This window comes from Deinococcus metalli (assembly GCF_014201805.1).
Classification (GTDB): Bacteria; Deinococcota; Deinococci; order Deinococcales; family Deinococcaceae; genus Deinococcus; species Deinococcus metalli.
Genome location: NZ_JACHFK010000006.1, coordinates 82,569 through 104,513 on the forward strand (window position 1 = coordinate 82,569; position 21,945 = coordinate 104,513).

Genomic DNA, 21,945 nt, shown 5'->3' on the forward strand with positions numbered 1-21,945 from the left:
CGGATGCCCCGTACCCTGCACCTGATCAAGCACGGCCGGCCCCGGATCATCCCCGGCGTGCCCGCCCACGACTGGGTCCTGGCCGAGGGGGCGCTGGACGGCCTGGACGCGCTGGTCGCCCGGCTGACGCCCCGCCCGGACGTGATCGTGTCCAGCGAGGAACCCAAGGCGCGGGCCACCGCTGACGGCCTGGCCGCGCGGCTGGGGGTGCCGTGGCGCGCCATGCTCGGCCTGCACGAGCAGCTGCGCTACACCGCGCCCTTCCACACCGATCCGGCCAATTTCGAGGCCGACCTCCGCCAGTTCTTCGACCACCCGCACGACGTCGTCTACGGCGAGGAGAGCGCCGCAGACGCCTGCACCCGTTTCGGGAACGCCGTCCAGGCCGTGCTGAGGGCCAACCCGCACGGCACCGTCGCCATCGTCTCGCACGGCACGGTCATCTCGCTGCTGCTTGCGCACGCCAATCGCCTCGATCCGTGGCCGCTGTGGCGGTCGCTGGGACTGCTGGACGCCGTCACGGTCGACGTGCCGGGCCTGCGCGTGCGGGAACCAACGACCTGAACAGCGCGTAAGGGCAGCAGGAGGCAACAACATGGGCTTTACGATCCTCGTGGTCTTTCTGGTGCTGCTCGTGATCGTCACGCTGCTGGCCGGCGTCAAGAGCGTTCCGCAGGGTTACCAGTGGACGCAGGAACGCTTCGGGAAATTCCAGCGTGCCCTCACCCCCGGCCTGAACATCATCATTCCCTACGTCGACCGCATCGGGCGCAGGGTCAATATGATGGAACAGGTGCTGGACGTCCCCAGCCAGGAGGTCATCACCAAGGACAACGCGCTGGTCACGGTGGACGGCGTGGTGTTCTACCAGGTGCTCGACGCCGCCAAGGCCACCTACGAGGTGCGAAACCTCGAGCAGGCCATCCTGAACCTCACCATGACGAACATCCGCACCGTGATGGGCAGCATGGATCTGGACGAACTGCTCAGCAACCGCGACCAGATCAACGCCCGGCTGCTGACGGTCGTGGACGAGGCCACCGAGCCGTGGGGGGTCAAGGCCACCCGTATCGAGGTCAAGGACATCAAGCCGCCGGCCGACCTGGTCGCCAGCATGGCCCGCCAGATGAAGGCCGAACGCGAGAAGCGCGCCAACATCCTCGACGCCGAGGGCTTCCGCCAGGCCGCCATCCTGAAGGCCGAGGGCGAGAAGCAGGCCGAGATCCTGAACGCCGAGGGCCAGCGCCAGGCCGCCTTCCTGCAGGCCGAGGCCCGCGAGCGCGCCGCCCAGGCCGAGGCCGCCGCGACCCGCATGGTCAGCGAGGCGATCGCCGCCGGGAACGTGCAGGCCATCAACTATTTCATCGCGCAGCGCTACGTGGACGCCCTGCGGGACGTCGCCACCGCGCCCAACCAGAAGACCCTGATCCTGCCGGTCGAGGCGACCGCCGTGCTCGGCAGTCTCCAGGGCATCGCGCAGCTCGCCCAGGAAGCCTTCGGCGGGCGGAAGGACTAGGCCCATGGACTGGTGGCCCACCCTGGAGCGCGTGCAGCCGTGGCACTGGTGGGTGCTGGGCGCCGCGCTGCTGATCCTGGAGGTGTTCGCGCCCGGCGTGTTCTTCGTGTGGCTGGCCCTCGCTGCGTTCGCGCTGGGCCTGGTGGTGTTCGTGCTGCCGATCCCGGTGACGGTGCAGCTCCTGCTGTTCGCGGCGTTCAGCGTCGCCAGCGTTCTGATCGGGCGGCGGTACGTGGGCCGCCTCGCGCTGGGCGGCACGGAGGGCGACGAGGTGAACCGCGGCGCGGGCCGGCTGGTCGGCCGCACCGTGAAGGTCACGGCCGCCATCACGAACGGCACCGGCCGCGTCCGCGTGGGCGACAGCGACTGGCGCGCCACCGGCCCCGACACGCCCGTCGGCGCGGACGTCCTGATCGTCGCCGCCGACGGCACCACCCTGATCGTCCGCGAGATCAGCGGCTCGTGGCTGGAAGAACGCGGCCGCACCGGCGGCTGAGCCCACGCACGCCATGAAGACGCCCCCTCCACACGGGAGGGGGCGTTCTTCCGGTTGACCGCGTCGGGTCAGCGCTTGCTGAACTGCGGAGCGCGGCGGGCCTTCTTCAGGCCGTACTTCTTGCGCTCGACTTCACGGGGATCGCGGCGCAGCAGACCGCGGGGCTTCATCTGGGCGCGGAAGTCCGGGTTGACCTTCAGCAGCGCGCGGGCGATGCCCAGCTTGATCGCGTCGGCCTGACCGGCGGGGCCGCCACCGGCCACGGTGATCACGGCGTCGTAGCGGCCGGCGGTGCCGGTCTCGCGGAAGGCCTGGAGGGCGTGCACGGCGCGGAGCAGACCACGGAAGTAGGTCTGGAATTCCTTGCCGTTCACCACGATCTTGCCTTCGCCAGGGCGGAGGAACACGCGGGCGACGGCGGTCTTGCGGCGGCCGGTGCCGTAGAACTGTTCAGGTTGCTGGATCGCCATGATTATTTGACCTCGAGCGTCTTGGGCTGCTGGGCGGAGTGCGGGTGCTGTTCGCCGGCGTAGACCTTCAGGCGGCTGTGCATCGCGCGGCCCTGACGGCCCTTGGGCAGCATGCCGAACACGGCGTGTTCGATCACGCGCTCGGGGTGCTTCTTCAGCGCCTCGCGGGCGGTTTCGGTCTTCAGGCCACCCTGGTAGCCGGTGTAGCGGGTGTACACCTTGCCATCCAGCTTGTTGCCGGTCAGAGCGACCTGCTGGGCGTTCACGACCACCACGAAGTCACCCTGGATGATGTTCGGGGTGAAGTCCGGACGGTGCTTGCCACGGATGCGGCTCGCGATCAGGGTCGCCAGGCGGCCCAGGGGCACGTCCTTCGCGTCCACCACGACCCAGTTCTGCTCGTCATTCTTGGGGATGTAGGTTTTCACCGCTGTACTCCATGAAAAAGGGGATTTGGCTGCGACACGCCCCGCGCTGTCAGGGGGAAAGCAACGTGCGTGTCCGGGGGCCTCCCGGTCGTCTCGGCCCTACCAAGCACGAGACACTAAACGCCAAGGTATCAGATCGGGGGGTGCGGGGGCAAGCGTCAGATAGGAGAATCGGGAAGCCCCTTGAGACGACTCTCCACCAGTTTCCAGTTGTCCTCGTATTTTTCAATCTCACTGATCCAAAGCCGGCAGTCGAATGACTTTGGATTTCTAGTTCTGATCCAGCTGCGCTCTTCCATATATGCGGTATAGGATTCGGCCAATAACTTCTGTAGCATGGTTTTATCGAGTATAAAAAATCGATCTTTTGAATTGCTATCGGGTTTTAGGGCGACGAATACGTAAATCAGTTGAGGGTGGGTGATCTCCGTCAATCCTCCACTCTTCTGCCTGCCTTTTGCAATAGAGAGCCTGAGCCACAATTCTGCGCTTGAGCGCCATTGATTGCTATTGGAAGCTTTGACCTGGATGGGTAGTGTTCGACCGTCCTCATCGGCGGCCAAGACGTCAAAGGCGGGCACGTTGCCAGAGAACGGCGTAGCTATGAGACTTCGCCGCCCAAGCTCGGCACACACGAGAAACTCCCCAATCTGCCCTGTCAGTTTGTTTGCTCGGCCGGTAGGCATATTCTTAGATTAGTTTGTAGATTGATTTGCTGGTGCCAATGTTGGTGCGGTGCCCCTACCCCTGTGCATTCTCCGCAAAAACGGCTCTTCGATGTGGCGGTAGCTCAGGCCCGCGGCCCAGTACGCCAGGGCAAGGCCGGCCGTGCTGGTCAGCGCCCACGCGCCCACGCTGTCCATGCCGAAGTACGCGAACGCGGGGTTGTGCAGCAGCCGGATCAGTTCCAGGATCAGGTAGTGCCAGATGTACAGCCCGAAGCTCAGGCGGGCGGTGGTACGCAGCGGCCGGTCGAGCCACGCGCCCAGCGCGCGGGTGAAGGGCAGCGTGGCGAGCAACGCGGCGACCAGCAGCGGGAAGGTGGGGTAGAAGTACGGCTGACGGCCCACGCTGAAGCTGAACTCCGGGGCGTGTCGCGTGGCGTACAGCAGGCCGACGATCCCGGCGACCAGCAGCGCGGCCAGGACGTCGTTCCAGCCGGCGGCGACCCGCGCCGTGCGGGTGCGCCACGCGATCACGCCGGCGGCCAGCACGCCCAGCAGGTAATGACCGTACAGCCCGACGGGGTTGTAGTTGGGCATCCAGTATTTGCTGCCGCCGGTGATGCCGTACTGCCACCCGCGCCCGTCGGCGTCCGGGATCATGTGAGTGAGGATCCACTGGTGGGCGAGGAGGGTGACGGCCAGCACGCCCAACCACCACGCGAAGGCGAGTGCCGGGTGCCGCCGCTTCACCGCGAACAGGCCGAGCATGCCCAGTGGCAGCAGGGCGTAGCACACGACCTCGAAGCCGATGCTCCACAGCGGGCCGTTCAGGTCGGCGGGGAAGAACGTCAGCCAGTGCAGCGAGGACGTGAAGGTGGCGGCGCTCACGGCGCGCAGATACGGGTGCACGGCGTCCGGCACCAGGGCGAGGGTCAGCAGCAGGCTCACGCCCAGGCTGGCCCAGAATCCCGGCGCGATCCGCAGGAAGCGGCGGCGGGCGTACTCGCGCAGCGGCGGATGCGCGCGGCCCGCGAAGTACCGGCGCCAGAACGGCAGCGACAGCAGCAGGCCCGACAGCACGAAGAACGCGCTCACGCCGACCGCCCCGCTCATCACGAAGGACTGGAGTTCCTTGAGGGCCGGGGGCTGCACGTTGCCGTTCAGCCGCTGCGACAGGTGGTGGAAGATCACCATCAGGCACGCGACGGCGCGCACCGCGTCCGCGCCGGGCAGCGGGGCGTCCGGCGTGGCCGGCGGCGGGGGCGAGGCGGCGGGGCCGCCCGTGATGTTCAGGCCGCGCGCGAGCTGCGTGGCGGCAAGCGCGAACAGCAGCAGCGTGGGCAGCGTGGCGACCGCCGCGCCGACCGACAGCGCTCCGCCGCTCACCAGGCTCAGCGCCTGTGACACCAGCCGGTGGGCGGGGTCGTGCAGGATCGCCAGTGCGTTCAGGCTGGCCTGCCACTGCGTGATGAACGTCAGCAGGAAGACCGTGACCATCACCGGCCACGCGACCGGCACGACCACCCGCGTGAGGATCTGCGGCGTGCGCGCGCCGTCGATCCGCGCAGCTTCCAGCACGCTGCGCGGCACGGCGGCCTGGAGGTACTGCCGTGTCAGGAAGATGCCGATGGCGCTCGCCAGCGCCGGCACCCACAGCGCGCGCGGCTGCTCGACCCAGTTCAGCAGGCCCATGGTCAGGACGGTGGGGATCAGGTTCGTCAGGGTGGGAAAGAGCATCACGCCCAGCACGACGGCGTACAGCGGTCGCCGGGCCGGGAAGTCCAGGTGCGCGAAGGCGTACCCGGCGAGCAGCGAGGTGAGGGTTGCTCCGGTGGCCCCCAGGGTGGACACGTACACCGAGTTCCATACGGTGCGCCAGTAGTCCGGCAGTTGTGTCAGTAGGTCGGTGTAGTTGCTGCGCAGGCCGTCGCCCACGTTCAGCAGGAAGTCCGGGAAGGGATGCGTGGCGTTCAGCAGCAGCGCGGCGGCCGGCAAGACGGCCGAGAGCAGCGCGAGGCCGACCAGCAATTTCAGCGCGGCGGCCGGGGCGGGCGCAAGGCGGGTGGGCGCGTCGGTGCCCGAGGCGTCCCCGGCGGTGTCGAGTTCCGTGAAGTGACGCCCGATCAGCGCGTACAGGATGCCCACGACCACCGCGATCCCGGCGAAGTACACCCATGTCTGCCCGGCAGCCAGCCCGCCGTCGAAGTCCCAGAAACTGGTGCGGATCACGTACTCGGGAATGGTCATGGTGGCGTAGCTGATCGGCGCGCTGGGATTCCACGTGCTGGCCTGCGTGGCCGCCAGGAAACTGAGGGTGAAGGCGACGAACAGCATGGGCCGCAGCAGCGGCAGCGTGATCCGCCGGAACTGCGTGCCCAGCGGCGCGCCGTCCACCTGGGCCGCTTCGTACAGCTGCCGGGGAATGGCGTTCAGGGCCATCAGGTACAGCAGCACGTTCCAGCCCACGCCGTTCCACGCGAGGTTGAAGGCGCGCTCCGCACCGGCGGCGTCCAGCGAGTACGGCAGCGCGGCCGACAGCGTGTGCAGGGCGGGCACGGCCTGAATGCCGGCGTACAGCGCGCTGTACAGGTCGCCCAGCGGCCGCCACAGCACGGTGAACAGCAGTGCCAGCACCGGCCCGGTTGCCAGCGGCGAGGTCACGTACGGCAGGAACAGCACGGTGCCCAGCACGCCCTGGAGCCGCCGGAAGGTCAGGTGCAGCGCGAAGGCCAGCGGCAGCGCCGCCGCGTGCTGCATGACCGCACTCTTCAGGGCGGTGCCCAGCGTCCGCAGCAGCGCGGGCCAGTACGCAGGGTCCGTGAAGATGTTCTGGTAGGTCCACACGCCGTCGAAGCGTGCCCGGCCCAGGCTGGCGAGCGGGTTCCAGTCGTAGAACGAGATCACGAACGAGAACAGCAGCGGGAACACGCCGAAGGCGAGCAGGATCACGAAGAACGGCGACAGCAGCAGCGCCGGGGTGCGGCTGCGGCTCGGGCCTCGCCGGGACGGGCGAAGGGCAGACGGAACGGACGCGGTGGACGGGCGGATCATGCGGGCTCCTGCGGGTCTGAAAGCGCTTTCAAGATGTGTATTGGCCCTATCCTACACGCCCGGCGCACAGTTGTGGTCTGTGCGCGCCTTCACACGATGACGGGCGACCTCTTCGGCGGGCAGCCTGATCCGTCCCCCCGGACACTGCTGAGGACGATGGCTGGCGCCATGTCTCCGGACTCCATCTCCCTGGAGTCACGTCGCAGGAAGGAACCATCTATTGCTCGGCTGGATGGAGCAGCCGGGAAGGACGTCACCCCTACCCTTGTGCCCTCGCCCGGTCAGGTCACGCGCTCTCGGTCAGGTATTCCATCGCCAGTCGGTAGCCGAAGAAGCCCAGGCCGCTGATCTTGCCCCGGCACACCGCCGCTGTGACGCTGGTGTGCCGGAACGCCTCGCGGGCGTCCACGTTGCTGATGTGCACCTCGACCACTGGCAGCGGCTGCCCGGCAATCGCGTCGCGCAGCGCGTAGCTGTAGTGCGTCAGCGCGCCGGGATTGATCACGATGCCAGTGAAGCCCTGCTCCTGCGCCTCGTGCACCCACTCCAGTAACTGGCCCTCGTAGTTGCTCTGGCGGCACGTCACCGACTCGCCCAGTTCTGCGCCCCACGCCTCGCACTGGCGTTCCAGGTCTTCGAGGGTCTGCGACCCGTACACGCCGGGTTCACGCAGACCGAGGCGGTTCAGGTTCGGGCCGTTCAGGACGAGCAGCATGCAGGTAGCGTAGCGGGTTCCGGCACGTCCGGGCGCGGCTCTTCAGTCCAGCCGGGCCACGTCGTCCTGCCAGCCGCCGAACTCGGCGCGCAGCACCGCCTCGGGCACGCGCGTCAGGTACGGCCGGGCGAGGTCACGCAGCAGCACGAAGCGCACGCCGTCCGCGTCCGCCTTCTTGTCGCGCGCCATGTAGGGCGCCACGTCGTCGTAGGTCAGCGCGGGCAGGGAAGAGGGCCGCTGCCAGCGCAGGAAGGCCAGGGTGTCGGGCGTCAGGTCGGCGCCGCCCTGGGCGCGGCTCACGCGGGCCGCGTAGTGCATGCCGTACGCGACCGCCTCGCCGTGCGGGATGGCCTGGTGCGTGACCCCCTCCAGTGCGTGCGCCAGCGTGTGCCCGAAGTTCAGGAAGGCCCGCTCGCCGCGCTCGGTCAGGTCGCGCGTGACCACGCCCGCCTTGACCGCGATGGCGTCCGCGACCGTGTCCTCCAGCAGGGCGCCGCCGGGCCGGAACTCGGGCGCCAGCACGCGCGGCAGCAGGCTGGGATCGCTGATCAGGCCGTGTTTGAAGGCCTCGGCCGCGCCCTCGCGGAACACCGCGCCCGGCAGCGTCGAGAGGGTATCCGTGTCGCACCACACGGCCCTCGGCGGCCAGAACGCGCCCACCAGGTTCTTGCCCTCGGGCAGGTTCACGCCGGTCTTGCCGCCCACCGCCGCGTCCACCATGCCCAGCAGCGTGGTCGGCACGGTGTAGAACGCCACGCCGCGCAGGTAGCTCGCGGCCACGAAGCCCGCCAGATCGGTGGCCGCGCCGCCGCCCAGGCCGACCACTGCGGCGTCGCGCGGCAGAGCGGCCGCCGCCAGCCGGGACAGCACGCCGGCGTACACGTCCAGCGTCTTGCACGCGTCCCGCGCGGGCACGCTGACCGTCAGGGTGGGCTGGAGCGCGGCCTGGGCCCTCTCCACGAACGCGCGGGGCAGATCCTCCGGCTGGATCAGGGCGACGTGCCGTTCCGGGACGCTCAGGGTGTCCAGCACGCCACTCCCGACCGTGACCGGGTACGGCGTCGGCCCGCCGACCTCAATCCGTGGCACGGTCGACCGCGAGGGGCGCTCCGGGCTCGGCCCACGCGTGCTGCGCGTCCGCCCAGTTCCACAGCCGCTCGATCACTTCCTCCACGATCTCCTCGCTGGGCCGGCCATCGCTGTGCACGTGGATGGTGCCCTGGCGGTACACCGGCTCGCGCTCGTCCATCAGGTGCCGGATGCGGGTCATGGGATCGTCAGCGCGCAGCAGCGGCCGGTCGCTGTGCTTGGTGCGGGCGTATACGGTCTCCGGCGTGGCCCACAGCACGACCACCGGCCCGCGCGACAGCAGCACGCGGCGGTTCTCCTCGTGGATGAAGGTCCCGCCCCCCAGGCTGATCACGGCGTGGTCGAGACGACTCACGCGGCCCACGACCTCCTGCTCGCACGCGCGGAAGTAGCCCTCGCCTTCCTGCGCGAAGACCTCCGGGATGCTCTTGCCGACCACCCGCGTGATCAGCTTGTCGGTGTCCACGAAGTGCAGCGCGAGCGCCCGCGACAGTTCCCAGCCCACGCGGCTCTTTCCGGTGCCCATGAAGCCCGCCAGCGCCACCCAGCTCACGGGACGATCGATCAGGCCGGCGGCCACCATGGGGGACAGTCTAAGGGACTCCTGCGCCGGGACGGTAACCTCGCTTCCCGACGTCTCCTGCAGGTGGGCGCGCAGCCCCGCCTCGATCCGCTCGGGCACGGGCAGCGCCGGTCCGGGCGTGCCGCTCGCCGGCGCGGTCGTCACGGTCAGTACGCCCGCGCGTAGGCGCGCGCCGCCTGCACCCGCTCCTGGAGCTCGGGCACGCTGTCACCGCCGAACTTCTCCAGCATCGCCTCGGCCAGCACCCAGCCGATGGCGCACTGCAGCACCACGCCCGCCGCCGGCACCGCCGTCGTGTCGCTGCGCTCGCGGGCCGCGTCGGACGCCTCGTGCGTGACCACGTTCACGGTCGGCAGCGGCGTCATCAGCGTGGCGATGGGTTTCATGGCGACGCGCACGATCAGCTCCTCGCCGTTGGTCATGCCGGCCTCCAGGCCGCCCGCACCGTTCGTGTCGCGCGCGTAGGTGCCGCCTCTGTAATACACGGCGTCGTGCACGCCGCTGCCCGGCCTGAGCGCGTTGTCGAAGGCCCGCCCGATCTCCACGCCCTTCATGGCCTGCACGCTCAGGCACGCCTGCGCGATCCGGCCGTCGAGTTTGCGGTCGTAGTGCACGAACGACCCCAGCCCCACCGGCAGGCCCCGGAACCGGATCTCCAGGATGCCGCCCAGCGTGTCACCGTCCTTCTTCGCCCGGTCGATCCGCTCGCGCATCTGCGCCGCCGCGTCGGCGTCCGGGGTCCGCAGGTCGCTGTCCTCGATGGCGTCCAGCGCGTCCCACGAGAAGGCCTGGGTCGTCTCGATGCCCGCCAGGCTGGACACGTAGTTCGCGCCCTGCACCCCCAGTTCCGACAGCAGCTTCAGGGCCACGCTGCCCACCGCCACGCGCGCCGCCGTCTCGCGGGCGCTGGCGCGCTCCAGCACGTCACGCAGGTCCTTGTGGCGGTACTTGATGCCGCCCGTGAGGTCCGCGTGACCGGGGCGGGCGTCCGTCAGGGCCTTCTTGCGCGGCTCGCCCCCCGGTTCGGGCGACATGATCTCCACCCAGTTGCGGTGGTCCTTGTTGGCGATCACCAGCGTGACCGGCGCGCCCGTGGTGCGGCCCGCGCGCACGCCGCTCAGGAGCTGCGCCTCGTCCGTCTCGATCACCATGCGCCGCCCGCGACCGTACCCGCCCTGCCGCTTTCTCAACCAGGGGTCGATGTCGCCCGTGCCCAGCGGCAACTGCGACGGCAGCCCCTCGATGATGGCCGTCAACTGCGGCCCGTGCGACTCTCCGGCGGTCAGATACCTCATGTCCGGAATCGTAGCGCTGGGAGGCGGCCCTTCCGTCCAAAGGTCTAACGGTCTGACGGTCACGCGACAGCCTCACGGCCCCGCGCCGCCACAAAGAGACGCGCCCCCACCGAAGGGAGCGCGCCGGGCGGGAAGCCTTACTGGACGACGGTGCCGGTGATGACCACCAGCAGCTGCGTCTGGGTGCGGTTGGTGTCCTGCTTGCCGAAGGCCGCTCCGATCAGCGGAATGCTGCTCAGGATCGGCACGCCTACCTTGCTGCTGGTCTCGTTGGTGCTCATCAGGCCGCTCATCAGCACCGTCTGCCCGCTCTTGAAGGTGATGGTGCTCTGCGCCTCGGAGTTCGTGAACGACAGGATGTTCGGGACCCCGGTGGTCGGCAGCGGCGACGACGGCTGGTTGATCTGCCCGCGCACCCGCAGCGTGATCGTCCCGTCCGGGGCGACCTGCGGGCTGAAGAAGTCCAGGTTCACGCCGTAGTCGATCTGCCGCACGATGTTGCCGCTGGTCGAGGGGATGTTCAGTTCCACCCGGCCGCCGCTCTTGATGGACGCTGCCGCGTTGCTGGACGCATTGTCCGCACCGCTGGCGGAGGTCAGCGAGCGCTGGCCGCTCTGCATGGTCACCGAGCCGTCGTACACGCGCTTGGTCATGCCCTGGTTCTCCAGCGCGGTCAGGGACGGCCCCAGGTTGAAGCCCACCAGACTGCGCGTGGGGTCGAAGGTCGCCGTCAGGCCCGACTGGCCCACGCCGATGTTGAAGCCGCCGAAGCCCAGCTTCCAGTCCACACCCAGCGAGCGCAGCGCCGTGTCCGTGATCTCCTGGATACGCACCTGCACATTGATCTGCGGCACGACCTTGTCGAGGTTCGGGATGAGTTCCGCGATCTGCGTGACCTGCTCGGCCGTGCCGCGCACGATCAGCGTGTTCGTCCGCACGTCCGCGATGATCGTCGCGCCCGTCGCGGGGGCCGTGGCCGCGCTGGCCGTCTGCTGCTGTGCCTGCGCCTGGGCCGCCGCGCCCGCCGCCGTCTGCGACGCCGGCACACTGACCGTGATCGGGTTCCCGCTGGCATCGGTGCCCGTCACCGGGACGTTGGGCGAGGTCGTGGTGCCCGCGTCACTCAGCGCGCGCGCCAGGGTGCCCTCCAGGGTCGCCTTGACCTCCTCGGCGCTGGCGTTGACCAGGGTGAACACGCGCTGCACCGTGGTGGGCGCGGCGCTGGCGGGCCGGTCCACCTGGCCGAGCAGCGCCAGCGCCGCCGTCAGCTGGTCCTGCGGCCCGTTGATCACGAGCTGCCCGGTCTGCCCGACCGGCGTGACCTTCAGCGCTGGGAACTGCGCGCCCAGCAGGGCCACAGCGTCGGCCTGCTGGCCCTTGACGGTGTACACCTGCTGTGCCGTGGTGGCCGTGGCGGTGGGGGTCGGCGCCCTGTCCACCTGCCCGAGCAGCGCCAGGGCGGCGTCCACCTGATCCTGGGCACCCGTGATCACGATCTGGCCGCTGGTGCCCACCGCCGTGACCCGCAGGGTGGGGAACTGCGCGCCCAGCAGCGCCGTGATGTCGGCCGCGCTGGAGTTCACGCTGTAGATGCGCTGCACCGAGGGGATGGGCGCGGCCGCCTGCGTCCCAGCCGGCTGCGTGGCGATGATCTGGTCGAGCAGCGCCTGCACCTGCGCGACTTCCTGGTTGGTGCCGCGGATGATGATGGAGTTCGAGGACGGTTCCGCCACGATCCGCAGCGTCTTCGAGTCGAGGACGACGTCGGTCTGGGTCGTCGTCGTGGTGGTGCCGGCTGCCGTGGTCGCGGCCCCTTGTGCGGCCGGCGCGGTCTGGCTGGTCTGCGCCGTCTGCGGCGTGCCGAAGGACAGCTTCAGCTGACGCTCGACGGCGCTGGCCACCAGGCCGGACGGCAGTTTCACGATCTTCTGGATGGGCTTGACGCCGACGCGCAGCACGGTCTTGCCGCCCAGCGACAGCGACTCGTAGCTCAGGCCGTACAGGTCGAGCACCAGCGGCCACACCTGGTTGAAGGGCTTGTTCGTGAAGGCGTAGGTGACCGTGCTCGCCGCCGCCGCGCCGCCAGTGGTGCCCGAACCGGCCGCGCGCAGCACGTCGTCGGCGCTGGGCTCGATGATCAACTCGTACCCGACGCTCTTGGCCAGCGCGATCAGCATGGACGTCAGGTCGTTGCCGGCCCGGCTGATCTGGAAGGTCACGCCCGCACCGGACAGGGCCGAGTCGGAGACGCTGGTCACCGGCGTCGGGGCGGTCTGCGCGGCGGCCATGCCGAGCGCGGCGGTCAGCAGGAGGGATGCGTAGCGTCTAGTCATGGCTCACCTTTTGTCCAGTTCAAGAGTCGTCGAGTCGGTGCCGAGGCGCAGGGTGGCGCTGGTCGCGGTGACGTCGCCCACGACCACCTTCGAGTCGGGGAGGGGCTGGCCGCTCGCGACGACCACGTAGCCGGCCTTGCCGCGGAAGATGGCGGTGTTGATCGGTCCGAGCACCACGGCGTTGAACACCAGGCCCTGGTCCTGCACGTACCGGTCGAGGGCGCTCAGCGCGGGGGTGGCCGGCGTGGCCGTGCCGGTGCTGGAGGCCGTGGTCAGGTCGCGGATCACCTGGGGCGTGCCCGGCGTGGGCAGGGCCGTGGCGGCGGCGGTGGCCGGGGCGCTGCCCGCGGTGCCGGTGGCGCTGCCCGTCGCGGCTGGCGCGGCGGCGACCACGTCCGGCAGGCCCTTGACGGTGCCGGGGACATTCACGCCGACGACCGGGGGCTTGGCGGGGGGCGTCAGGACGACCGTGCCGGTGGACGCGCTGCCCGCGGCGCTGCCGGTGGGGGTGGCGCTACCCGCCGTGGTGCCGCCGGCGACCCCCGTGGGCGTGACGGGCACGACCACCGGGGTCGCGGCGGTGCCGGTGCTGCCGTCCGAGCCGGGAATGACCGGGACCGGCAGGGCGCCGCCGGACACGCTGCCGGACGTGACGTCCACGCTGCCGTCCGAGCCGGGGATGGGGCTCAGGCCCAGCGCGCCCCCGGTGTTCCCGAGCGAGTCCACGGCCGGCGTGATCGGCTGGGCGGGCACCGCTGCGGTGACCTGGCCGCTGCTGGCCGGGCTGGTGGCGGGCGACGTGACCGCTGGGGTGGTCGTGGCCGCGCCGCTCGTCGCCGTGCCGGCGTTCGCGCTGGCGTCCAGGGTCAGCGGCTTGAAGGGGTTGGCGCCGGGGGCAGAGGCGATCTGGCCGTCCGGATTGATGCCGCTGGGCGCGGCGGGTTCCGCTTCGGGCGTGGTGGCCGTGGTGCCGGCCGTGGGGAAGGGCGGGATGGTCTCGACCTGCACCTGGCTGTCGGGCTGCACCGTCAGGCCCGAGCCCGTCTGGCTGCCGGTGGACGGCGTGGTGGGCGGCGTGACCGGGACCATGTCGGGATTCGTGCTGCCGGTGGCCGCGCTGGACCCCGTGGAGGGCGTGGCCGCGTTGCCGGTCGTGCCCGTTCCGGTGCCGGTGCCGGCCGTGCCGGTCGCCGGGGGCTGCTGGGACAGGTCCGTGGTGGACGGCTTGTTGGTGAGCACGTACCACAGGCCGATCAGGCCGACCATCAGCAGCAGCAGCAGCAGCAGCTTCATCTCGCGGGAGAGTTTGATGGGCGCGCGCGTCACTGGGTGCCTCCTGGTGCGGCGGGCGGAGCGCTGGGCGCCGCGGGCGTGCCGGACGTGCTCCCGGCCTGCGCGGCCGCCTGGGCCGGATCGAAGGTGTATACCGTCATGCCCAGTGAGCCTTCCAGGTCCGGATCGAAGGACGTCGCGGTCGGCAGCTGCAGGGACACGTTGCTGACCGTCGTGAAGCGGCTCATGGTCTCGATGTCGCGCAGCGTCTGGAACACCTGCGCGAACTTCCCGGTGATGCCCACCGTGAGGTTCAGCGGGCGCACGCCGCCGGGCAGGTTCGCCACGTTCCCGGTCTGCACGGTAAAGTTGTTCATCCGCGCGCCGGTCGAGGCAGTGGTCAGCCGCAGTTCGTCCAGCACCGGCCCGAAGTTCGCGGCGCTGGGCAGCGCGGCGAGGAACTTCTCACGGTCGGTGCGCATCGCCTCGACCTCGGTGCGCAGCGTGGGCAGCCGCGCGGCGGCGGTGCGCAGCGTGGCCACCTGCGTGTTCAGCGTGTCGAGCTGGCCGCTGAGGTCGGAAATCTGCTGCTGGCGCGGCTGGAAGCGCAGCATGTACCACAGCCCGATCAGCAGCACGCATGCGGCGAGCGCCACCAGGAACAGGTTGCGGGGCGAGAGCTTAGTTAACACTGTGCCCTCCCTGGGTTCCCGGCACGCTGCCCGTGGGTGTGCCGGGGGTGGGCGCGGTGCCGGCCGGCGCGGCCGCCGGGGCCTGCGGCGCCTGTCCCGGCGTGGCGGGCGTGGTGGCGGGCGCCGTGGTGGCCGCCTGACCGACCACGCCGACCGTCGCGGTGAAGTTGTACTGCCCGGACGTCTGGTCGCTCTGCAGCGTCTTGAAGTTCACGCCGAAGTTGGGGCTGCTCTCGAAGGTCTTCAGGAAGGTCACCACAGCCTGCTGGCTGCTCGCCACGCCCGTCACGTCGATCTCGCGCACCACGTTCTTGCCCAGGTAGATGCCGCTCTGCTGCAGCGTGCTCAGGGCGCTGGTCTCGATGGGGCGCATGGTCATGCTCTTGACAGCCACGCCGGGCGCACTGGGCAGCTGCGCGCTGAAGGCCGCGAGGTCGTTGATCCAGTACGTCTTGGTCGCCTTGAGCTGTGTGGCGATGGCCGTGACCTGCTCCAGATCGCGTTTCTCGGCGTTGAGCTTGTCGTACTCCAGCTTGGCGGGCGTCAGGGCCGTGATCTCGCCGTTCAGCGCGTCGATCTGCTTGTTCAGCTCGGACACGCGCGTCGCGGTGATCACCTCGGGAATCAGGATGGCGGCCACCGTCAGGGGCGCCAGGGCGTACATCGCAAATCGCCACGCGCTCGGTTCGGTCTGGGTGCGGTACTGCTGGGGAAGCAGGTTGACTTCAACCACGGCCGGTCACCCCCCGCAGCGCCAGGCCCAGCGGCACCGTGAACTCCGGCGCGTTCGTCTGGAGGTACCCGGTGTCCACGTTCGCCTGGTCCGTCTGGACCGTCAGCCACGGACTGGCGACCTCCACCCGGAAGCCCAGCGCGTCGCTGATCGCGGCGGCCAGCCCGCGCAGTTTCGCGCCGCCGCCCGCCAGGAAGGTCCGGTCGATGACCACGTCGCCGCTCTGCACGCGGTAGAACTCCAGGCTGCGGCGGATCTCGGTGATCAGGTCGCCCAGCACCGGGCGAACCACCTCGAACACGCGGGCCGGCGAGTACTGCTCGCGCGCCAGGTCGAAGTTCAGCAGGTCTTCCTCGTCCTCGGTGGGGGTGGTCGCGGTGGCGTAGCCGAGCTTGACGTCCTCGGCGGCGCTGAAGTCCAGATCGAAGGACTTCTGCAGCGCGGTCGTGAAGTCGTCGGCGGCCACGTTGATGTTGCGGGTGAGCAGCACGCGGTCGCCGCGCACCAGATTGATCACGCTGCTGCTCGCGCCGATCTCCATGACCAGCGCGACCTCGCCGGCCTCGGTGTAGTTGCCGCCGGTCAGGGTGCTCTTGGTGAGGTGCTCGCCCAGCAGGTTCCCGCGCAGGGCGCGCAGCGCCGCGAAGGACTTGAGGTCCACGATGGTCGGTTCCAGGCCCGCAAGCCGCAGCACCTCGACCTGCCGGGCAATCGCCTCGGTGGGTGCGGCGGCGATCACGACCTCCATCTGCGAGTCGTCGGGGATGGTCGCCGGGTCGTCCAGCAGGTCAAAATCCAGGCTGACGTCGTCGATGGGATAGGGGATATAGCGCTCGGCCTCCCACTTGATCGCGTCCTGGAGTTCCTTGCGGTCCATCTTGGGCACCATGATGTTGCGCGTGACCGCCGACTGGTTGGGCACGGCGGTCACGGCATACTTGGTGGTGATGCGGTGCTCGGCCAGCAGGTTCTTGAGCTCCGTCGCGACCGCCTGCGGCTCGACCACCAGTCCGTCCCTCATGCTGCCGATCGGCGTGGGCACCATCACGGCATGCAGCAGCGAGGGCGGAGACCCGGGCCGCAGCGCCACCACCTTGATGGCACTCGTGCCAATCTCGACCCCGAGCGCCGGGGGGCGCGGATTAAGTAGTCGGTTCAGGAAACTTGACATTCTCCCTCCAGGGTTGGGCGTACATTAACATTCACTCATCTGGAAGAGCGCGTCCCAGAGGGGGAATGGCAGCATATCGGCAGGGGACGGGAGAGGGGAGGCCATGGGCATCTTCATCCAATCATTCCGGTGCTTACCGAACTCTGACACGTCATAGGCGCCGTTTCCAGCGCAGAGGCGTGGGCCGCGACTCCCGGCGCGTGGAGTCGCCGGCCCGGCACATGAGAACGGTATCCCGGTGAAATGAAGCCGCCCATGCCGTCCGGTGTGCTCATCCTTGCACGGCTGTCCGCCTCGGGCCAGTGAAAGATCAGGCATCCGCGCGGCGGGTCAGAACGGCAGCTTTGTCCCGTGCCGCCCCCGGTCGTCGGGGCGCCTGTACAGAACGGCGCCGGCCCTCAGCGCAGGCGCTGGCCCAGGGTTTCGCTGTACACCCGCACCTCACCGGCTGGCGTGACCGTCACGACGTCCGTGCCGACCAGCCCGACCCGGCCGTCCGGGTGCGGCACGGCGGCCACCACGCGGCCCGTGGCGTCCAGGCGCTCCAGGCGCCCCCCGGACAGCCGGTACGTGCCCAGGGCCGAGTCCACCGCCGGCACCGTCGAGGCCCGCGCGCCGGTCGGCGTGGTCACGAGGTACGTGCCGGTGGGACCGTCCAGCCGCGCGCCCCCCGGCACCGTCACCAGGGTTCCGGCCAGCAGCACGTAGTCCACGCCGTTCCCGCCGGTCACGGCCAGCGACGGCCCGCCGGTCACGCCGCCCAGCGCCTCTCCCGCGTACCCGACCGCGCTGCCGTCCTCGCGGTAGGCGCGGGTGGCGCTCAGGGCCACGACCCGGCCCACCGTCACGCTGCGCGCGGCGCGGTCAAGCGTGACGGCCACGCCCAGCGACGGCACGGCCGCCCACGCGTCCCCGCCGTTCCACGCCACGTCGGTCGCGGCCGGGACCGGCGGGCACACCGTCACGTACGAGGGCGCGCGAGCCACGCACGCCCGCCCCGCGGTCACGAAGGCCACACCCTGGTTGCTGAACGCCGCGCGCAGGCTGCTCCCGGACACCCCGGACGACGTGGTGATCGGAGCACACGCGGCGAGCAGGGCGGAGCACATGAGGAGCGGCAGGGCGGCGCGCATGCCGGTCAGTGTGGCCGGCCCGTCACTGAGGGGGATGAGGGCGTCAGGACGCGGGCGGCGGCCCCCCACCGTCCCGCTGCCGCACCAGGGCGTCCACGATCACGTCCAGCCCCACACCCTCCTGCGCGCGGCGTTCCGGCGTCCACGAGATGCCGCGGCTGGCCTTCACCAGCACCACGTCGCCGTCGCGCACATCGGCCAGCAGGGCGGCCAGCAGCTGCGGCACGGTCGCGTAGGCCCGCTCACCCAGCTCGGCCGCGAAGGCGCCCACGCCGTAGGTCACGTCCGCGTGCGCCCGCGCGTCCCGGCCCACCTGGGCATGCAACTCGCGCTCGGTGTCGCCCAGTTCCAGCATGCGGCCCAGCACGCTGATCCGCCGCCCACGGAAGCCCGCGAGCGCCTCCAGCGCCGCGCTCACGGCCACCGGGGAGGCGTTGTATGCGTCGTCGATCACGGTGTACCGCCCCGGTGACACGCGGTAGCGCCCGCCGGGCACCTGTACCGACGCGAGGCGCGCGGCCGCGGCGTCCAGATCCACGCCGTGCTCCTGCGCCAGCCGCAGGCCCAGTACGGCCGCCTCGGCCTGCACGCGCGACGCCAGCGGCAGCCGGACGGGCACGCCCTGGAACGAGAAGCTCGCCGTCTGCGGCGTGATCTCCAGCGCCTCACCCGGGAAGGTGACGCCTTCACCGAAACCGTAGCTGTCCACGCCGGGATAGAACGCCGCCGCCTGCGAGCCCACCAGCGCCCGGCGGCCCTGGAGGATCACGCCCTTCTCGCGCGCGATCACCTCCACGCTGCCCAGCTGCTCCAGGTGCGCGGGCGCCACGGTCGTGACCACGCCCACATCCGGCCGCACCAGGTCCACCAGCTCGGCCATCTCGCCCACGCGGTCGATGCCCATCTCGACCACCAGGGGCCGGGGAGTGCGCCCGTGCTCGATCAGGAAACACGCGATCGCCGGCATGGTGTTGTAGACCGGCATGGACACCGCGTCCAGCGCCGCCGTGACGTAGGCCTTCGCGGTGGTCTTGCCAGCGCTGCCCGTGATGCCGACCACCAGCGGACTGCGCCGCCGCTCCGAGCGCGCCCATGCGAACAGCGCCTCGCGGGCGTCACGCACCCGCACCGCGCGCGGCACGTCCAGGTCGGTCACGATGAACGGCGCTCCGGCATCCAGCGCCCGCTGCACGAACGCGTTGCCGTGCATGCGCTCGCCCGGCAGCGCCACGAAGGCGGTGTCCGCGCCGGCCTCACGGGAATCCCACGTGAGCCGCCTGGCCGGCCGGGCGTCCGGATGAACCTCGGCGGTGAAGGGAACAGTGCGGGGGTCGAGCATCCGGTCAGGCTAGCAGAGGCGGCCGAACGTGCCGCGCTCCACGACGGCCCGCAGTGGCATCGTCCAGTTAAGAAGCGCATGAAACGCTGACAACTCCTGCGCTAGGATGATCGGGTCATGAAAAGAAACGCGCCCCTGCTGCTCCTGACGGCCGCCCTGGGCCTCAGCGCCTGTGCCACCACCCCCACCACGCTCGCGCCGAAGCCGGTGAACGTGACCGTGCTGGGCCTGAACGACTTCCACGGCAACCTCGCGCCCACGGCCTTCACCAAGGCCGGCGCGACGACGTCCATCAAGGCGGGCGGCATCGAGGCCATCTCCGCCGAGCTGAACGACGCCCGGAAGTCCAACCCGAACACGATCTTCGTGGGTGGCGGCGACCTGATCGGGGCCAGCCCGATCAACTCCGGCCTGCTGCGCGACGAGCCCGCCGTGTACGCCCTGAACAAGATGGGCATGTCGGTCAGTGCGCTGGGCAACCACGAGTTCGACCAGGGCCTGACCGAGCTGTTCCGCATGCAGAACGGCGGGTGCGACAGCAACGACAAGTCCAAGGCCTGCAAGTTCGACCCGAACTACAAGGGCGCGACCTTCAAGTGGATCGGTGCGAACGTCAAGTACAACGCCGCCTCCGGCAAGACTGGCACGCCGTTCGCGCCGTACTCGATTCAGGAGATCGGCGGAGCGAAGATCGCCTTCGTGGGCGCCGTGACCAAGACCACCCCCGGCATCGTGTCGCCCGAGGGTGTGGCCATGCTGGACTTCACCGATGAAGCCGACGCCGTGAACGCCGTGATCCCCGAGATCAAGGCCAAGAAGGTCGACGCGATCATCATGCTGATCCACGAGGGCGGTGAACTGAACGCGACCAGCACGGCCAACTACAGCACGGTCGGATGCAGCGTCAACGAGTTCAACGCCACGCAGAGCCCCATCGTGAGCATCGCCAAGCGGGTCGATCCGGCGGTCAGCGCCATCATCAGCGGGCACACGCACAAGGGCTACAACTGCCTGATTCCTGATCCGACCGGCAAGGACCGCATCGTGATCGAGGGCGATTTCTACGGGCACCTGCTCCAGCACCTGGAACTCAAGGTGGACGTCGCCAACCACGCCGTCATGAGCGTGTCGGCCGCCAACCTGGTCGTGGACTACACCGCGCGCGAAGCGGCCGGCACGCTGGACTTCAACATGACCCAGCTCCTGACGACCGCGAACGCCAAGACCGACGCCATCTCGAACGTCACGATCGCCAACCTGGGCTCGCCGCAGATCCAGCGCGGCATCAACAACGTGCGCAACACCGAGAGCGCGCTGGGCGACGTGATCGCCGACGCGCTGCTGGCCGGCACCCAGGCGCAGGGCGCCCAGATCGGCCTGATGAACCCCGGCGGCATCCGCGCCGACCTGCCCGATACCACGCGCATCAAGGCCGGCAACGCCGTGAACTTCGGGGACGTGTTCGCCGTGCACCCCTTCGGCAACACCACCACGGTGCTGAGCCTGACCGGCCAGCAGCTCAAGGATCTGCTCGAGCAGCAGTGGAGTGGCGCGAACGCCACCGCGATCAAACTGCTCCAGGTGTCCGGGGGCTTCACGTACTCGTACACACTGGCCAACGCCGACGGCAATCGCGTCGACTTCGCGAGCATGAAGCTGAACGGCACGCCGATCAGCGCGACGGCCACCTACCGCATCGCCACGAACAACTTCCTGGCGGCGGGCGGCGACAACTTCACGATCTTCAAGCAGGGCACGAACGTCGTGCAGCTCGCCAACCTGGCCGACACCGACATCCTGTCGAACTACCTCAAGACCAACGGCGCCAGCCTCACGAACACCGTCAAGGGCCGTATCACCGCCAAGTAAGCGTCTTTCCGCCACGCCCCGGACTCGTGCAGTCCGGGGCGTTTCCCGTACCCTGGGCGCCATGGCCGATCACCACCTTGGAACCGCGCACATCCATACCGTGTGGGACCACGCGCTGCCGCCCGCCCTCACCGTCCGGCCCGGCGACACGGTCACCCTCGACACCCTGGACGCCTCGGACGGTGGGGTGGCCAGGCGCGTGGCGACCGGCGATGTGGAGGCGCCACCGGACCTCGCAGACGTGATCGCACGCAGCCTGCGTGCGCCGCGCCCTGGCCCGCGCGGCCATCCTCTGACCGGCCCGGTGTTCATTGACGGGGCCGAACCCGGCGACGCGCTCCGGATCGACCTCCTGAGCGTCGAGGGCGCCGAGTGGGGCTGGACCGGCTGCCGCCCCGACGGCATCGGGCTGCTGGACGCCGCGCTGGGGGCCGAGGGGCTCACGCCGTACACGCACATCTGGGACCTGCGCGCCCGGACGCACGCGGACTTCCTGCCGGGCATCCGCGTGCCGCTGGCGCCGTTCCCCGGCGTGATCGGCGTCGCGCCGGGCGCGGCAGGTCCGCATTCCACGTCGCCGCCGCGCCACGTGGGCGGCAACATGGACATCCGGCAACTGGTGGCCGGCGCGGCCCTGTGGCTGCCGGTGGAAGTGCCGGGCGCGCTCCTGTCGGTGGGTGACCTGCACGCCGCCCAGGGAGACGGTGAGCTGTCGGGCACCGGTATCGAGATGGACGGCCGCATCACGCTGCGCGTGAACGTGGAGAAGGGCGCCGGCCTCACCACACCGGAATTCACCACTCCCACGCACGGCGGCAGCAGTCGGCGCTGGCACGCGACCACCGGCCACGACCCCGACCTGATGACCGCCGCCCGGCTGGCCCTGCGCCCCCTGCTGCGCCGGCTGCAGGCGCGCGGCCTGACACTGGAGCAGGCGTACGTCCTGGCGAGCGCGTGCGCCGACCTGAAGATCAGCCAGATCGTGGACGCGCCCAACTACACCGTCAGCGCGTTCCTGCCGCTGGACATCTTTGTCAACGGCTGAGGGCAGAGGGCGACGGCCTTTCAGCCCTCCGCTCTCTGCCCCCTTTGTTT

General features: G+C 70.0%; 20 protein-coding genes. 5 read left to right on the top strand and 15 right to left on the bottom strand.

Annotated features, from left to right (window positions below; genetic code table 11):
* Positions 1-3: 3 nt before the first annotated feature.
* From HNQ07_RS12740 to HNQ07_RS12750, 3 genes are read left to right on the top strand one after another with little or no spacing between them, the layout of a single operon-like run.
* Positions 4-564 (top strand): histidine phosphatase family protein, encoded by a 561-nt coding sequence (locus HNQ07_RS12740; protein WP_184112361.1) that lies wholly within the window; start codon positions 4-6, stop codon positions 562-564.
* Between the two features lie 31 nt (positions 565-595).
* The gene (locus HNQ07_RS12745; protein ID WP_184112363.1) at positions 596-1,516 is read left to right on the top strand and encodes an SPFH domain-containing protein; all 921 of its coding nucleotides are present in this window, start codon (positions 596-598) and stop codon (positions 1,514-1,516) included.
* A gap of 4 nt (positions 1,517-1,520) precedes the next feature.
* On the top strand, positions 1,521-2,012 hold the full coding sequence (locus HNQ07_RS12750; RefSeq protein WP_184112365.1) for an NfeD family protein: 492 nt from the start codon (positions 1,521-1,523) through the stop codon (positions 2,010-2,012).
* A 68-nt stretch (positions 2,013-2,080) separates the two neighbouring features.
* Here the strand turns inward: HNQ07_RS12750 and rpsI are convergent, their stop codons facing one another.
* The 15 genes from rpsI to murF form a co-directional block, all read right to left on the bottom strand.
* On the bottom strand, positions 2,081-2,482 hold the full coding sequence (gene rpsI / locus HNQ07_RS12755) for a 30S ribosomal protein S9 (protein WP_184112367.1): 402 nt from the start codon (positions 2,480-2,482) through the stop codon (positions 2,081-2,083).
* Positions 2,483-2,484: 2 nt separating this feature from the next.
* Complete coding sequence (rplM, locus tag HNQ07_RS12760; protein WP_184112369.1) at positions 2,485-2,910, bottom strand: 50S ribosomal protein L13; 426 nt, start codon at positions 2,908-2,910, stop codon at positions 2,485-2,487.
* Between the two features lie 158 nt (positions 2,911-3,068).
* Positions 3,069-3,491, bottom strand: coding sequence for a hypothetical protein (locus tag HNQ07_RS12765; protein ID WP_184112371.1), 423 nt, complete (start codon positions 3,489-3,491; stop codon positions 3,069-3,071).
* Positions 3,492-3,605: 114 nt separating this feature from the next.
* Positions 3,606-6,626 carry an acyltransferase family protein gene (locus tag HNQ07_RS12770; protein WP_184112373.1) on the bottom strand — a complete coding sequence of 1,007 codons (3,021 nt, stop codon included), beginning with the start codon at positions 6,624-6,626 and terminating at the stop codon, positions 3,606-3,608.
* 286 nt (positions 6,627-6,912) lie between these two features.
* Positions 6,913-7,341, bottom strand: coding sequence for a type II 3-dehydroquinate dehydratase (aroQ, locus tag HNQ07_RS12775; protein ID WP_184112375.1), 429 nt, complete (start codon positions 7,339-7,341; stop codon positions 6,913-6,915).
* Between the two features lie 42 nt (positions 7,342-7,383).
* The gene (aroB, locus tag HNQ07_RS12780) at positions 7,384-8,430 is read right to left on the bottom strand and encodes a 3-dehydroquinate synthase (protein ID WP_184112377.1); all 1,047 of its coding nucleotides are present in this window, start codon (positions 8,428-8,430) and stop codon (positions 7,384-7,386) included.
* Complete coding sequence (locus HNQ07_RS12785) at positions 8,417-9,076, bottom strand: shikimate kinase (RefSeq protein WP_373298045.1); 660 nt, start codon at positions 9,074-9,076, stop codon at positions 8,417-8,419. Before HNQ07_RS12785 ends, aroB begins: the two co-directional genes overlap by 14 nt.
* Positions 9,077-9,159: 83 nt before the next feature.
* Positions 9,160-10,308: a chorismate synthase gene (aroC, locus tag HNQ07_RS12790; RefSeq protein ID WP_184112384.1), complete on the bottom strand. Its 1,149-nt coding sequence runs from the start codon at positions 10,306-10,308 to the stop codon at positions 9,160-9,162.
* A 137-nt stretch (positions 10,309-10,445) separates the two neighbouring features.
* Positions 10,446-12,641 carry a secretin N-terminal domain-containing protein gene (locus HNQ07_RS12795; RefSeq protein WP_229831982.1) on the bottom strand — a complete coding sequence of 732 codons (2,196 nt, stop codon included), beginning with the start codon at positions 12,639-12,641 and terminating at the stop codon, positions 10,446-10,448.
* A 3-nt stretch (positions 12,642-12,644) separates the two neighbouring features.
* The gene (locus HNQ07_RS12800; RefSeq protein WP_184112386.1) at positions 12,645-13,967 is read right to left on the bottom strand and encodes a hypothetical protein; all 1,323 of its coding nucleotides are present in this window, start codon (positions 13,965-13,967) and stop codon (positions 12,645-12,647) included.
* Complete coding sequence (locus HNQ07_RS12805; protein ID WP_184112388.1) at positions 13,964-14,605, bottom strand: type IV pilus inner membrane component PilO; 642 nt, start codon at positions 14,603-14,605, stop codon at positions 13,964-13,966. The genes HNQ07_RS12800 and HNQ07_RS12805 overlap by 4 nt, the downstream gene beginning before the upstream one ends.
* Complete coding sequence (locus HNQ07_RS12810; RefSeq protein WP_184112390.1) at positions 14,595-15,338, bottom strand: fimbrial assembly protein; 744 nt, start codon at positions 15,336-15,338, stop codon at positions 14,595-14,597. Before HNQ07_RS12810 ends, HNQ07_RS12805 begins: the two co-directional genes overlap by 11 nt.
* Complete coding sequence (gene pilM, locus HNQ07_RS12815) at positions 15,331-16,509, bottom strand: type IV pilus assembly protein PilM (protein ID WP_184112392.1); 1,179 nt, start codon at positions 16,507-16,509, stop codon at positions 15,331-15,333. Before pilM ends, HNQ07_RS12810 begins: the two co-directional genes overlap by 8 nt.
* Before the next feature lie 398 nt (positions 16,510-16,907).
* On the bottom strand, positions 16,908-17,642 hold the full coding sequence (locus tag HNQ07_RS12820) for a hypothetical protein (RefSeq protein ID WP_184112394.1): 735 nt from the start codon (positions 17,640-17,642) through the stop codon (positions 16,908-16,910).
* Between the two features lie 43 nt (positions 17,643-17,685).
* Entirely contained in the window at positions 17,686-18,981 is a 1,296-nt protein-coding gene (gene murF / locus HNQ07_RS12825; RefSeq protein WP_184112396.1) for a UDP-N-acetylmuramoyl-tripeptide--D-alanyl-D-alanine ligase, read from the bottom strand.
* A 117-nt stretch (positions 18,982-19,098) separates the two neighbouring features.
* On the opposite strand from murF, the gene HNQ07_RS12830 reads away from it, so the two are divergent.
* Both HNQ07_RS12830 and HNQ07_RS12835 read left to right on the top strand, forming a co-directional pair.
* Complete coding sequence (locus tag HNQ07_RS12830) at positions 19,099-20,850, top strand: bifunctional metallophosphatase/5'-nucleotidase (protein ID WP_184112398.1); 1,752 nt, start codon at positions 19,099-19,101, stop codon at positions 20,848-20,850.
* 61 nt (positions 20,851-20,911) lie between these two features.
* Positions 20,912-21,895, top strand: coding sequence for an acetamidase/formamidase family protein (locus HNQ07_RS12835; RefSeq protein ID WP_184112400.1), 984 nt, complete (start codon positions 20,912-20,914; stop codon positions 21,893-21,895).
* The last annotated feature ends 50 nt before the right edge of the window (positions 21,896-21,945 follow it).

Bases quoted from the DNA above. Each gene is read 5' to 3' on its own strand.
- HNQ07_RS12740 (WP_184112361.1), top strand. From the start codon at position 4: ATGCCCCGTACCCTGCACCTGATCAAGCACGGCCGGCCCCGGATCATC.
- HNQ07_RS12745 (WP_184112363.1), top strand. From the start codon at position 596: ATGGGCTTTACGATCCTCGTGGTCTTTCTGGTGCTGCTCGTGATCGTC.
- HNQ07_RS12750 (WP_184112365.1), top strand. From the start codon at position 1,521: ATGGACTGGTGGCCCACCCTGGAGCGCGTGCAGCCGTGGCACTGGTGG.
- rpsI (WP_184112367.1), bottom strand. From the start codon at position 2,482: ATGGCGATCCAGCAACCTGAACAGTTCTACGGCACCGGCCGCCGCAAG.
- HNQ07_RS12770 (WP_184112373.1), bottom strand. From the start codon at position 6,626: ATGATCCGCCCGTCCACCGCGTCCGTTCCGTCTGCCCTTCGCCCGTCC.
- aroQ (WP_184112375.1), bottom strand. From the start codon at position 7,341: ATGCTGCTCGTCCTGAACGGCCCGAACCTGAACCGCCTCGGTCTGCGT.
- aroC (WP_184112384.1), bottom strand. From the start codon at position 10,308: ATGAGGTATCTGACCGCCGGAGAGTCGCACGGGCCGCAGTTGACGGCC.
- HNQ07_RS12795 (WP_229831982.1), bottom strand. From the start codon at position 12,641: ATGACTAGACGCTACGCATCCCTCCTGCTGACCGCCGCGCTCGGCATG.
- pilM (WP_184112392.1), bottom strand. From the start codon at position 16,509: ATGTCAAGTTTCCTGAACCGACTACTTAATCCGCGCCCCCCGGCGCTC.
- HNQ07_RS12820 (WP_184112394.1), bottom strand. From the start codon at position 17,642: ATGCGCGCCGCCCTGCCGCTCCTCATGTGCTCCGCCCTGCTCGCCGCG.
- murF (WP_184112396.1), bottom strand. From the start codon at position 18,981: ATGCTCGACCCCCGCACTGTTCCCTTCACCGCCGAGGTTCATCCGGAC.
- HNQ07_RS12830 (WP_184112398.1), top strand. From the start codon at position 19,099: ATGAAAAGAAACGCGCCCCTGCTGCTCCTGACGGCCGCCCTGGGCCTC.
- HNQ07_RS12835 (WP_184112400.1), top strand. From the start codon at position 20,912: ATGGCCGATCACCACCTTGGAACCGCGCACATCCATACCGTGTGGGAC.